The organism is Pseudomonas sp. AC112 (assembly GCF_979253545.1).
This window is the reverse complement of the sequence record NZ_CEEDCM010000001.1, coordinates 5,862,874-5,875,593: the sequence shown is the minus strand read 5'-3', so window position 1 is coordinate 5,875,593 and position 12,720 is coordinate 5,862,874. Positions and strand designations below refer to the sequence as shown.

Here is a 12,720-nt window from a genome sequence, read left to right as displayed (position 1 = left end):
ACAATGGCGCCTTTGTCGTGGCAGTCGAATCAGGCGGATTTCATGAATGGCCTTGGGCGTGGGCAGGACCAGGATTGCTTTATAGAAGAGCAGGTGCGGACTGATCGTTTGCACCAGCTGTTCAGGCAATCATTTGCCGCGATTTTCGGCAGTTACCTGGCGGCCTTGATGCTCTGCTGGCTGTGCTGGGACCGGTTTGACCATCAGGTCATCCTGGTCTGGCTGGTGGTGCTGGCGGTGTCGTCGCTGCTGCGCGTCAAGATGTTCATGGAGTGGTTTCGCTGCCCCCACGCCGAGCGCACGCCCGATCGTTGGGAGCGCCGCTACTGGCTCACGCTGGTGCTGTCGGCCGGGATCTGGGGTGCTGGCGCCTTGGCGGTGATGCCCACCGATGACCGCCTTTCCCAAGTACTGGTGATGCTGTTTACCGTGGGCATGTCGGTCAGCGCGGTGTCGTGTTATTCGGCTTACCGCTACTTGACCCTGGCCTCCATGGCGTTGGTGCTGCTGCCGTGTACGCTGTGGCTGCTGTTCCAGCCTTCTTCCATGCAAGTGGGCGTCGCCATTGCGGTGCTGGTGTTTTCCACCTTTGTGGTCAGCGCTACGCGCAAACTGTCGGATGCCCTGGAAAAAGCCTTTCGCCTGACCCGGCAAATGGAACGGGCCCACACTATTTCAACCCGCGCCGCACAGACCGACGAACTCACCGGCCTGATGAACCGCCGTGCGTTTTTCGAGCATGCCCAGGTGCTGTACGAACAATGCCGTCACAACCGTCAGCCGCTGTGCGCATTGATGATGGACATGGACCACTTCAAGCAAATCAACGACACCTACGGCCACCAGGCCGGCGACCAGGTGTTGCGCCAGATTGGCGGGGTGATCAGCGCCTCGTTCCGCCAGGCCGATGTGTTCGGGCGCCTGGGTGGCGAAGAGTTTGCGGTGTTGCTGCCCAACACCTCACTGGACACGGCACGGGCGATCGCCGAACAGTTGATCAAGGCAATCTCGGGGCTGGCATCGGAGCCGGTGCATGGGTTGTCGGCCAGCCTGGGTGTGGCATTCACCCATACCCAGGATCAAGACCTGCATGGCCTGATGAATACCGCCGACAAAGCGCTGTACCGCGCCAAGGCCCAGGGGCGCAATCAGGTGGCGGTGGCGGAGTAACTCAGGCCATCGCCCTGGCCAAGGCCCGCGCCACCTGATCGGCGGAGTAGGGCTTGGGCAGGAACTCAAACCCTTCATAACCACTGTCGGCCAATTCTTCGCTGTAGCCCGAGGTGAGCACCACCGGCAAGTCCGGGCGCCGTTGGCGCAGCAACTTGGCCATGGTAACGCCGGTCATGCCGGGCATTACGACGTCCGAAAAAATCCCATCGAACGCCACGGCGTCCGCGCCGGCGAGGGCGAGTGCCTGTTCGGCGTCGGTGGCCCAGGTGGTCTGGTAACCCAGGTCCTGGAGGATCTGAGTGGCGAAGCGGCCTACCTCAAGGTTGTCTTCGACGATCAGGATATGACGTTGCGCGGCATCGTGCGTGGGCAGAGGGTCGTCCTGCGGTTGCTCGGAGGGTATCGCCTGGGGTGCCGCTTCTGGCAGATACAGCGTAAATACCGAGCCTTGCCCTGGGGTGCTGGAGACATCGACGTTGCCGCCGGACTGCTTGGCAAAGCCGAATACCTGGGACAGCCCCAGCCCGGTGCCTTTGCCTACGGCCTTGGTGGTAAAGAATGGCTCGAAAATGCGCTCGACAGCATCGCCAGCAATACCGCTGCCGGTATCGGCCAGGGAGATGCTCACAAAGGGCTGGCGGGCCTCCCCATCCCCCCGGATGCGTGGCAGTGCGTCCACCTTGACCACGCGCAGGGTCAGGGTGCCTTGCCCCTCCATCGCATCCCGGGCATTCAGGGCGATATTGATCAGCGCGGTTTCAAACTGGCTGGCGTCTACCCGCACATGGCAAGGGTGTGCGGGCAATTGCACCTGCACGTGGATACGTGCGCCGGTGACGCTTTCGAGCATTTCGCCGATGTTCTTGACCCGCTGGCCCACATCGAAGACTTCCGGGTTGAGCGGTTGGCGCCGGGCAAAGGCGAGCAGTTGGCTGGTGAGTTTGCTGGCGCGCTCGACCGTGTCGGATACAGCGCCCATGTAGCGTTGACGCCGCTCTTCGGAAAGCCCGGGTTGGCGCAGAAAGTCCACCGAGGAGCGAATGATCGTCAGCAGGTTGTTGAAGTCGTGGGCGACGCCGCCGGTCAACTGGCCGATGGCTTCGAGTTTCTGTGACTGGTGCAGCGCGGCTTCGGCCTGGGTGAGGGCAGTGGTGCGCTCCAGCACGCGCTGTTCGAGGGTGGCGTTCAGCTCGGTGAACGCGGCCAGGCCTTCGCGCACGGCGGCGTCGGCGCGTACCCGCTCGATATGGGCCCAGGAGCGTTCGGTGACTTCGCCCACCAGCGCCAGGTCGTAGGGTGACCAGACGCGCGCCGTCTTGTGATGCACTGCCATCAAGGCGGTCAGGCGGCCCTCCTTGATCAGTGGGAAACACACCGTCGCCAGGGCGCCCAGGGCCTGATAGCTGGCGGCATCCTCCGGCGCGAATTCCACCCGGTTGTCCTCCACCACCAGCGGCTCACCCGCGCGCAACTGGCGCACGGCCCGTGCGCCGAACGAGGCGAGGCTGTAGCGCCCCACGATGCTGGGCGAGCCCGGTGCCGCCCAATTGCCGCGAATGGTGAAGCCGTCTTCGTCGGCGTCCATGTCCGCGTAGGCGCAATTGGACACCTGCAAATGCTCAGCCAGCAAGCGGGTGGTGGTGGACATGATGGTTTCGGCGTCGGTGGCATTGGCCACCGCACTGCCGACGGCATCCAGCACGGCCAGGCGGCGGGCGAGGAACACGGTGGCGGTGGTTTCGGTGACGGTGTCGAGCATGCCCACGACCTTGCCGAGAGGGTCGCGGATCGGGCTGTAGCAAAAGGTGAAGTACGCCTGTTCGGGACCGTTGCCGCGCTCGATCAGTAGGGGGAAGTTCTCGACGTAAGTGGCATGGCCTTCGTACGCCGCCTTGGCGATGGGGCTGACGTCCGCCCAGACCTCTTTCCACACCTCGCTGAATGGGCGGCCCAGCGCGTAGGGCTTGTCGCCCAGGATCGGAATGAAGGCGTCGTTGTACAGCATGGTCAACTGCGGCCCCCACACGATGGCTTGCGGGAAGCTTGAGGCAAAGCACAGCGCCACGGTGGTCTTGAGCACATCCGGCCACTGTTCCAGCGGCCCCAGGGGCGTGCTCGCCCAATCATGCTGGCGAACCCGCTCAGCCATGTCGCTGCTGCTTTGCAGCCAATTCATCATTGCGAGAGCACCTTGTTTGCCACCGTCCGTCGAACGCCTGAAAGGGTCAGGTTAACAATCAACAGACCGGAATGACCGCTGCCAAGTTCAGCGGCATTATCCATGAGATGGCGATTTGATGCTGCAACCGTTTGATGAGCCTGCACATTGATTTACTGCGCGCCGAAAACCCCCGTCCAATAGATCCCTGCATCACTCTTCGGGTCCATGGCATACGCCGCACCCAGCTCGCGAAATTGCGGGTTCATCAGGTTGGCGCAATGGCCCGGGCTGGCCAGCCAGCCGTCCACGACTTTGCGTGGGGTATCCAGGCCGGCGGCGATGTTTTCGCCGATGTTCTTCGCGATGTACCCGGCCAGTTCGGCACGGTCACCAGGGGTACGGCCGTCATGGTCGAGGTGGTCGAAGAAGTTACCGTTGGCCATGTTGCGCGTATGGCTGTTCGCGGCGCCGGCCAGGTCTTCGTTCCACGACAAGGGTGTGGTCGCGGTAAAGGCCTGGGTGCCGCATTGGCGCGGTTGCGAGCGCGCGGTGTTGATCAGGTTCAGCACCTGCTTGCCTTCGGTCTGCCAGTCTCCCAGGCCACTGGTGAGCAGTGGGCGGGCGAGCACGATGCGCCAGTCCTGGCCACTGTTGCTGACGCCGATGTCGACGAATTGCGGGTCCAGCACCACCCGGCAGAAGCTTTCGCGCACGGCCTTCATGGCTGCCTGGGCATCCTTGGGCCCGGACAGGCTGATGGCCTGCACGTTGACCATCGGGTACGCGGCACGCGCCAGCGCTTGCTGCAGGTCGCCCACATTGTTGGCCGGCAGCACCAGCCGCGTATCACTGGCCAGTGGCGGCAGTTCCTGGGAACCCTGGTCGCCGCAGCGTTGCACCTGGCTGCGGTATTGGTTGATCTGTTGTACCAACTGACTTTCTTCATTCGCCATCGCGCTGGCGCAGAACACCGTAGTGGCGGCCAGCGTCGTAAGACCCATCATCAATGACAGAACGCGCATGGACGTTACCCTTGAGCTTGAAAGTGCCCATGATGCGCGATGTAACCCGGTCTGGCGCAACGCCTTTTTTGTTTTTTTGCCTCAATGGGTGTTCTAAAGCCTGTTACAAGCGCCAAAGCGGCGCCATGCCATCACACTGGCCAGCAGGATCAACCCCAGCGCCACGCTGAAGGTTGCATGCAGGCCAAAGGCCACGGCTTGCGGCAGGGCGCGGGTCACATCCGGGCTGGCCCAGGCAAAGACCGCACCCAGCACGGACGCGCCGAAGATCAGCCCGAGGTTGCGCGACAGGTTCAGCAGCCCCGAGACGGTGCCTCGACGCGAGCCGTCCACATCGCTCATGACCGCCGTGTTGTTCGCGGCCTGGAACAGGCTGTAGCCCGTCGTCAAGATGACCAGCGAGGCCAGGTAGGCGACCAACCCTGACGCCAGCGACAACAGCAGCGCACCGCAGGCCAGCAGCCCCAGCCCGGCGAGGGTCATGCGCTGGCTGCCGAAGCGGTCGGTGAGGCGGCCGGCCGGTACGCCAGTGAACGCCGCGACACAGGGGCCGAGCGCCATCGCCAGGCCCATCCACTCGGGGTCGAGGCCCAGGCCGCGGGACAGATAGAACGGCCCGACCACGAAGGTAGCCATGATCACCGCGGCCACCAAGGCACTCATCGCCAGGCCCGCGCGCAATGCTGGCGCCTGCAAGGATGACCAGAAACCCGGGCCTGTGGACGCTGGCGCGCGAGGGTGATCAACCGGCAAATAATGGTAGGCGAGGGCAACCGCCACCGATCCAAGCGGTACTCCGACCAGGAAAATCGCGCGCCAGCCCCACAGGCTCAGCAACACGCCCCCCAGGCTCGGCCCCATGGCGGTGCCAACCGCTGACATCGTGCCCAGCAAGCCCATGACCCGGCCGGTACGTTCCTTGGCAACCGTATCACCGACCATGCCCAGCGCCATGGCCATCATGACGGCCGCGCCCAGGCCTTGCAGGATGCGCGCGGCAATCAGCCATTCAAGCGCCGGCGCCACACCGCACAGTCCACACGCTACGGTGAACAGCAGCAAGCCCGCCAGCAGCAACCGCCGGCGGCCCAGGTGGTCGCCCAGGCGTCCGGCACTCACGATCACCGCCGTGATTGCCAGCAAATAGGCCAACACCACCCACTGCACGGCGTGAAACGAGGCCTCGAACGCCTGCGCCAGGCTGGGCAGGCCGACATTGGCGATGCTGGTGCCCAGGGAGGCGAGCAACATGGACAGGGACAGGCCGACAAGGCTGCCGCGTGAGGTAGTGAGCATGGGAAATCCTTGGATGAAGGCAACTGTCACAACTCTACGGCGTCGCCTACTATGGCGGTAGGCGCATGGGTTGCAGTAAATACATGCGTGTAACGCCTGATAAGGAATGCCGATGCCCGATCTCAACCTGCTGACCACCCTGGATGTTTTACTCGCCGAAGGCAGCGTGGCCGGCGCGGCCAAACGCCTGCGCCTGAGCCCTTCGGCGATGAGCCGTGCTTTGGCGCGTTTGCGGGAAACCACCGGCGACCCGCTTTTGGTACGCGCCGGCCGTGGCCTAGTGCCCACGCCCAGGGCAGTGGCGTTGCGCGAACAGGTCAGCCGGCTGGTGCAGGACGCCAACGCCGTGTTGCGGCCGATGCAGTCGCTGGACATGGCCCGGGTCGAGCGCACCTTTACTCTGCGTACCAGCGAAGAATTCGTCGAGCATTTCGCCCCGGCACTGTTGGCGCGGATCGCCCGGGAAGCGCCGGGCGTGCGCCTGCGCTTCATCAACAAGACCGACAAGGACAGCACCCTGCTGCGCGAAGGCAGCGTCGACCTGGAAACCGGCGTTATCGATCCCACTGCCAGCCCGGAAGTGCTGACCCAGGCGCTGTTTCGTGACCGTTTGGTGGGCGTGGTACGCAGCGGCCATCCCTTGAGCCAGGGCGACGTCGACGCGCGACGCTATGCCCAAGGCCAGCATGTCTACGTGTCGCGCCGTGGCCAGGACCGTGGCCAGATCGACGATGCTCTCGAAAAGCAGGGCCTCACGCGACAGATCACCACCATCGTCGCGGGTTTCGCCACGGCGATCGCCCTGGCCCGCACCACCGACCTGATCGCCAGCGTGCCCGAGCGTTACATCGCCCATGCGCGTGAAGGCCTGCACTGCTTTGCGCTGCCGCTGACATTGCCGACCTTTACCGTGGCGATGCTGTGGCACCCGAGGCTGGATGCCGACCTGGCCCATCGTTGGTTGCGCGCGTGTTTGCGCGAGGTGTGCGCCGAGCAGGTACAATCGGCGCTGCCTTGACGCTGAACCCCAGGAATTTGCATGTACAGCCTTACCCGCTACACCACACCGTGCCCGGAGCCTATCAACGGCCAGATCCTGCAACTGGTGGTGGACAACCTTACCGACATCAGCAGTGTGGCGCTGCCGCCGAGCAACCTGCTGTACAACATCTACCAGTACGCTACTGGCTTTGAGGTGCACCTTTACCTGGAAGCGCTGGACGGTGCCAAGGGCATTGCGGTCGAGTTGGTCGTGGCGATGGAAGAGGAAAAACTCATCGGCTTTTGCCTCTACCTGCCCGTGAAGGATGATCCAGAAGCCTGCGGCGTTGCGTTCATGGCCGTGCAAGTCGGCTACCGGCGCCAGGGTGTGGCGCGTGCAATGATGCGCGACGTGCTGGGCCGTTATCCCCATGCGGAATTGGCGTGCTCGGTGGAGAAAGTGCCGGCATTCGAGGGCATGGGCTTCCAGGTGCGCGGCGCGCGGGGCACGCAGGTGCTGATGAATACGCGGGACTACGGCACTGACGGCCTGATGGGCGTGCTGGACGTGGCGTCGATCTACCGCTCACTGGAAGTGCAGCAGATTCATACCTACCTGCTGCAAAAGCACGGCAAGCGCGCCATGATTGATGCAGAGAAACAACGCGATCGACACCTCGACCAACTGACCCGCAAGGTGCAACTTTTTGTAGCCGGGCGTTAGGCGGCGTTCTTTCTTCAGGGGTGAGTGGGCTGTTGTGGTGAGCGGGCCCATTGCTTGCCGTACTCAGGTAAACACCGGTCGCGCCGGTTTATTCCTCACCTGTCAGTGATTATTTGAACGCGCCGCGATTGACCATCGCCAGGATGGTCGCGAGCAGCTCCTGCTGCGCCTCTTCGCGGCTGATCTCACCGCTGGCTGCGGCCTGGGACAAGGCTTCCGCCGCCCCCAGCATCGCCCTTAAACCGGCCTGGGTGACGCGGCCAAAAGGCGACAGCGCGTCGCGGCACTTGTCGAGGAAGATTGCCTCGTACTGGCGCTTGAGGGCTTCCAGTTCCGGCGAACTGCTGAGCGCCGCAATCACCCCCGGGATTTCCCGACCCTGCAATAACACGCAATCCACATAGGACTCGGCGATCACCCAGGCACGCTCGTCCAGGGTGTCGCCACTGGCTGCGATGGCGTTGGCGAAGACCTGATCCTGGCGGGCATCGAAGTCCTCATACAACGCCGCCAGCAAACCGCTTCGCGTGACGAAATGGTCGTACACCACCGGCTTGGTCACGCCCGCCAACTCTGCCAGGCGGCCAAGGGTCAGGGCTTCGGTGCCTTCATCACGAACCAGTTGCCAGGCCACCTCCAAGAGTTGGCGCAGGCGATCTTCACGGGACAGTCGACGACGAGGGGCAGGGGATTCGCTGCTTGACATGCTTATATACCAAAAGTAACTTACTAATCGTAACTTAAGCCTAGGCTAACCCCAAAGGGAGTCAATGTCATGCATGCACTTATCGTTGTTGCTCATCACGATCCGCAATCCCTCACCCACAGTGTGGCCGCGCAGGTGGCCGCCGGCGTTACTGCATCGGGCCACACCTACGAAATCGCCGACATTGCCGCCGAAGGTTTCGACCCGCGCTACACCGCCGCCGACCACTTGGTGCATCGCACCCGCGCCACGCCACCGAGCGATGTGTTGGCCGAACAGGCCCGTATCGACCGCGCCGATGCGCTGGTGCTGGCGTTCCCGATTTACTGGTGGTCGTTGCCGGGCCTGCTCAAGGGTTGGATCGACCGCGTTTTCGTCAACGGTTGGGCCATCGACTACGGCCCCGACACCCCAGTGGTGAAAAAGCTGCGGCACCTGCAGGTGCATCTGCTGGCCCTGGGCGCAGCGGACGACGATGCGTTTGATCGACACGGTTACGCCAAGGCAATGCGCACGCAAATTGACTACGGGATCTTCGATTACTGTGGCGCGCAGGTGGTGACGTCGGCGTTGTTGCTGGAGTCGGAAAGCGGCGGGGCGCAGGCGCATCTGGACAAGGCCAGGGCCGTGGGCGAGGGGGTGTTCGACACCGAAACCATCGCCGGTTGATTCAACCTTCGCGAAACAGGTCGTGGGCGTCCAGCAGGCGGTAGGCAATTTCCGGACGTTTCTCCATGCCCCGGCGGATGGCGGCCGGGATGGATTGGCGGGTCTTGCGGCACATGCCTGGCAGTTCGTCGATCACGATCTGGATGCCGCGCATGCTCTTGACCTCGGTGTGGCCGGGGGCGACATGCACGCGGATGCCCAAGAGCTCGTACATCCGCTGCTGCATGTGTTCCAGGTCTTGCAGGCTCTTGAGGTCTTCAAGCCGGTCGAGCAGTTTTTTCTCTTCCTGGCGTGTGAGGTTGAGGATACGCAGGTCGGCGCCGGGTGCTTGCAGCAGTTGCTCGCGGTCGCAGACACAGGCGCCGGGTGGGCAGGGTTGGCGAATTGTCATGTGCAGTGCCTCCCCATTCCGACGCCGAGCCGTTAGTAGCTCAACTGAACCCCGAGACTGCCCAGGGCCTTCCAGTAGTCAGGATAGGTCTTGGCCACGCAGTCCGGGTCCTGAATGCGGATGCCCGCGACTTTCAGCCCTGCCAGCGCAAAGCACATGGCGATGCGGTGGTCGGCATGGGTGTCGATCAGCGCGTTGCACGACGTACCCGCCAGGGCCGGATCGCTGGCCACCAGCAGGTCGTCGCCTTCGATGGTCGCCAGGCCTGGGCGGATTTCGTTCAGGCCGTCATGCAGGGCCTGTACTCGGTCACATTCCTTGACCCGCAGGTTGGCCAACTCGGTGAAGCGCACCGGGGTGTTGTTGAACGCGGCGAGCACTGCCAGGGTCGGGATGGCGTCCTGCATCTGCGAGCCGATGACCGTGGCTTGCATGTTCGGGAACTGCGCGATCACGGCCTGGGCCTTGGCGTCGGGCTGGGTGAAGTCTTGCGCAGCCACGCCGATGTCGATGCGCCCACCGGTCAGCACTTCGGCAGCCCACAGGTAGGTGGCGGCGGAGGCGTCGGGCTCAATCAGGTAATCGTGGGCAGTGTAGCCGGTCGGGGCCACGCGCCAGGTGGTGTCGTTGACGGCTTCCACCTGGGCACCGAAGGCGCGCATGCAGTCCAGGGTCAGGTCCACGTAGCCACGGGCGCCGATGTCCTTGCCGGTCAGCGCCACTTCAATCGGCGCTTCGCCGCAGGCCGCGAGCATCAGCAGGGCCGATACGTATTGGCTGGAAAGGCCACCGTCGATCTCGAAGCGCTTGGCCTTGATTTTGCCCACGCCGTGCACGGTGACGGGTGGGCAGCCGGTCGGGCTGTCGACCTGGATGCCGTTTTGGCCGAGGGTTGCCAGCAGTGGGCCGATCGGGCGTTTTTGCATGTAGTCGTCGCCGTCGAGCACCACGGTGCCTTCGACGGTGGCCACAGCGGCTGTGAGGAAGCGCATGGCGGTACCGGCATTGCCGAGGAACAGTGGCTGCGGTGGCAGTTGCAGTTTGCCTTGGCCGGTGACGACGAAGGTGGTGTCGTCGGGTTCGTCGATGGTGACGCCCATTTGGCGCAGGGCCACTGACATGTGGCGGGTGTCATCGCTCTTCAGGGCGCCGCTGAGGCGGCTGGTGCCCTTGGCCAGGGCTGCCAGCAGCAGGGCGCGGTTGGTGATGGATTTGGAGCCTGGGGGTGCGACCTTGCCGTTGAGGGGGGCGTTGGGCGGTGTAACGGTCACGGTTTTCTGCGAACTCAAGGTACAAGGCTCCTGATTCAAGGCAAGGTGGTATGGAGTGGCCGACGGGCGGACTCGAATGATCGGGTATAGATGTGGTGCTTGTCGAGCTTGGGGGCGTTGTCGCTGATATTTATTGGGTGTACGTCGATCTGAATGTGGGAGCTGGCTTGCCTGCGATGGCGGTCTTCGGGTCGCTGTCGAATTCCGGCCAGCGTGTTTGTTTGATGGGGCGCCTCAGATCAAGATCTACAGCACTCAGGTCTGACAGCCGGCCTGAGTGGTTCGGGCAAAAGCCGGTACGTCCCGCAGCCTTTATCGCTTTGCCAACCAATAATCATGCAGCGCCCGCGCTGCCGGTTCGAGTTCGCTGACGCGCTGCTGGTGTGCTTGCACGTCCAGGTCGGCGGGCAGTTCGAAGTTGTCCTGTTCGGCGCACCAGGAGATTTTTTCCAGCAGTGCGGCCTGTTCTGGCGGCAGTTCCGGCCAGTTGCCAATGGCGGCGCCGCGGATGTAGCCGAAGCACCATTCTTCGGCCAGGGTGACGTCCCGGCCCTGGTGTTCGGTTTCATCGAAACGGGCCTTGAAGGCCTGGGCATCGGTGGCCAGTTGGCCTGCCAGGGTGTTGATGTGGCGCACGCACAGTTCGAGGAAGCCCTGGGCTTCGTCCATGTTGTCCCACTCGGGGTTCTGGCCGCCCCAGATGGCCGGGAACCACTCTGCCACGTCCACCTGGACCAGGCTGGACACCAGCGCGGTGAAGTAGCCGTCGAGTTCGGCCAGGTTCAGCACCGAATGGTCGTCGCCGTACTTGAGCAGGGTGTTTTCGATGAATTCGAATTCGGCGGGGGTGAGGGGTTGGGCGTGCATGGGCATATCCTTTAAACGTCGAGCGCCGCAGAGGGGGCGGCTTAAAGCGCGAAGGATGGCGCGTGTGCGGGGTTTTATCCAGCGTTTTCCCAGCGCTGGCACAGCTTGCTCACGCAGACGGCACCGACCACTGCGAGGATGATCGGCACCAGGAAGTCATGGTCAATGCGGGTGAATTCCGCCACCAGCACAATCGCGGTCAGCGGCATGCTCATGCTGGCGGCAAGGAAGGCCGCCGCGCCGATGATCGCAAAGGCGCCAAGCGGCACGCCGGGCCAGGCCAGGCTCCAGGCGCCGCCGAGGATGATCGCCAGCAGCGCGCCATTGGCCAGGCCGGGGGTGAGTAGCCCGCCTTCGGCGCCGGCGCGCAGGCTGCTAGTCGTGATCAGCACCTTGACCACCAACAGCAGCGCGGCCAGGCCGATGCTCAGTTCGTTGTCGAACCCCAGTTGCGCCGGGCCTTTGCCATTGCCGAGGATCTGCGGCAACAGCATCGCCAGGCCGCCGATCACGCTGAAGTTGATCAACGCCAGCACCGGCAGGCGCCACCCGCGTGCGGCATTGGCCCGCGCGGCGCCGGTCAGGCGGGTAAAACCATAGGCGGCCAACCCAAATACTGGACCGCATACCACCGCCCAGGTGATCAACGCCGGGCTCAGCACAAAATGCGGCACAACGTATTGCGACTCCGCCCCCAGGCCGAGCCACGCCACCGACGCGCCAATCGCCGAGGTGGCGAGTGCAATCAGCGCCGCTGGCCAACTGAACGCGCCCACCAGCACTTCCAGCACAAACACCGCGCCGCCCAACGGCACGTTGTACACCGCCGCGAGGCCCGCGCCGGCACCGCAGGCGACGATCAAGCGGTGCTGTTCCGGGGTCAACCGGGCGCGCTGGGACAGCCAACTGCCCGCCAATGCGCCGACCTCCCGTGGCGCCACCTCGCGGCCCAGGGGCGAGCCAAGGGCCACGGTGATGATCTGCAGCAAGGCGTGGGCGAGGGTGGTCTTGGGCGGCATGATCGGCATCTTTTCCGACACGGCTTGCTTGATACTCACCAGCGGGCGGCCATAGCGGTACACCGCCCACCAGCCCAGGCCGGCCACCAGGCCGCACGCTACCAGCACCGCCAAGCGTCGTTCGGGCGCGGCGGCGGTCACGCCCCACAGGAAGGTTTCATGGCTGACCAGGCTGTCGAGGCTATAGCCGTAGGCCAAGTGCTGGATGCCGTGCAGCAGCAGCGCCAGCAGCATTGCGCCGAGGCCGGCGCCAATGCCGGTGAACACGACCACCAGGGCCAGCATCAAGGATGAACGGAACGTGGACGGCATAAACGGCTCCAGGCAGTGGCCCAGAGTTTATAGCCGATCATCCATGGCTTCTGGATGAAATGTATCGGCCTGCCCTGAACCCCGCGCCTACAACATTTCATTACGTTTGCCCGTCCCGTTTTTGGCCG

At 63.8% G+C, this 12,720-nt stretch carries 12 protein-coding genes; 4 read left to right on the top strand and 8 right to left on the bottom strand.

What is annotated here, in order from left to right:
- Positions 1-3 precede the first annotated feature (3 nt).
- The gene (locus tag AC0IYN_RS27285) at positions 4-1,170 is read left to right on the top strand and encodes a GGDEF domain-containing protein (RefSeq protein ID WP_471844197.1); all 1,167 of its coding nucleotides are present in this window, start codon (positions 4-6) and stop codon (positions 1,168-1,170) included.
- 1 nt (position 1,171) lies between these two features.
- Here the strand turns inward: AC0IYN_RS27285 and AC0IYN_RS27280 are convergent, their stop codons facing one another.
- From AC0IYN_RS27280 to AC0IYN_RS27270, 3 genes are all read right to left on the bottom strand, one after another.
- On the bottom strand, positions 1,172-3,352 hold the full coding sequence (locus AC0IYN_RS27280) for a GAF domain-containing hybrid sensor histidine kinase/response regulator (RefSeq protein ID WP_457248503.1): 2,181 nt from the start codon (positions 3,350-3,352) through the stop codon (positions 1,172-1,174).
- Between the two features lie 152 nt (positions 3,353-3,504).
- Positions 3,505-4,356, bottom strand: coding sequence for a CAP domain-containing protein (locus AC0IYN_RS27275; RefSeq protein WP_078048190.1), 852 nt, complete (start codon positions 4,354-4,356; stop codon positions 3,505-3,507).
- A gap of 93 nt (positions 4,357-4,449) precedes the next feature.
- The gene (locus AC0IYN_RS27270) at positions 4,450-5,652 is read right to left on the bottom strand and encodes an MFS transporter (protein WP_457239507.1); all 1,203 of its coding nucleotides are present in this window, start codon (positions 5,650-5,652) and stop codon (positions 4,450-4,452) included.
- Between the two features lie 112 nt (positions 5,653-5,764).
- Between AC0IYN_RS27270 and AC0IYN_RS27265 the strand changes: the two genes are divergently transcribed.
- Complete coding sequence (locus tag AC0IYN_RS27265; RefSeq protein ID WP_471844193.1) at positions 5,765-6,670, top strand: LysR family transcriptional regulator; 906 nt, start codon at positions 5,765-5,767, stop codon at positions 6,668-6,670.
- A gap of 21 nt (positions 6,671-6,691) precedes the next feature.
- Positions 6,692-7,357 carry a GNAT family N-acetyltransferase gene (locus AC0IYN_RS27260; protein WP_457248506.1) on the top strand — a complete coding sequence of 222 codons (666 nt, stop codon included), beginning with the start codon at positions 6,692-6,694 and terminating at the stop codon, positions 7,355-7,357.
- A gap of 109 nt (positions 7,358-7,466) precedes the next feature.
- Here the strand turns inward: AC0IYN_RS27260 and AC0IYN_RS27255 are convergent, their stop codons facing one another.
- Positions 7,467-8,063 (bottom strand): TetR/AcrR family transcriptional regulator, encoded by a 597-nt coding sequence (locus AC0IYN_RS27255; RefSeq protein WP_406598253.1) that lies wholly within the window; start codon positions 8,061-8,063, stop codon positions 7,467-7,469.
- Positions 8,064-8,132: 69 nt separating this feature from the next.
- Here AC0IYN_RS27255 and AC0IYN_RS27250 point away from each other — a divergent pair, with 69 nt between their 5' ends.
- A complete protein-coding gene (locus AC0IYN_RS27250) occupies positions 8,133-8,732 on the top strand; it encodes an NAD(P)H-dependent oxidoreductase (RefSeq protein WP_471844190.1) in 600 nt (199 codons plus the stop codon).
- Between the two features lies 1 nt (position 8,733).
- Here the strand turns inward: AC0IYN_RS27250 and AC0IYN_RS27245 are convergent, their stop codons facing one another.
- From AC0IYN_RS27245 to AC0IYN_RS27230, 4 genes are all read right to left on the bottom strand, one after another.
- On the bottom strand, positions 8,734-9,123 hold the full coding sequence (locus AC0IYN_RS27245; protein WP_010210708.1) for a hypothetical protein: 390 nt from the start codon (positions 9,121-9,123) through the stop codon (positions 8,734-8,736).
- 32 nt (positions 9,124-9,155) lie between these two features.
- A complete protein-coding gene (gene aroA / locus AC0IYN_RS27240) occupies positions 9,156-10,412 on the bottom strand; it encodes a 3-phosphoshikimate 1-carboxyvinyltransferase (protein WP_471844188.1) in 1,257 nt (418 codons plus the stop codon).
- A 294-nt stretch (positions 10,413-10,706) separates the two neighbouring features.
- Positions 10,707-11,261: a UPF0149 family protein gene (locus tag AC0IYN_RS27235; RefSeq protein ID WP_471844186.1), complete on the bottom strand. Its 555-nt coding sequence runs from the start codon at positions 11,259-11,261 to the stop codon at positions 10,707-10,709.
- 74 nt (positions 11,262-11,335) lie between these two features.
- Entirely contained in the window at positions 11,336-12,592 is a 1,257-nt protein-coding gene (locus tag AC0IYN_RS27230; RefSeq protein ID WP_457239510.1) for a chloride channel protein, read from the bottom strand.
- Positions 12,593-12,720: the final 128 nt, after the last annotated feature.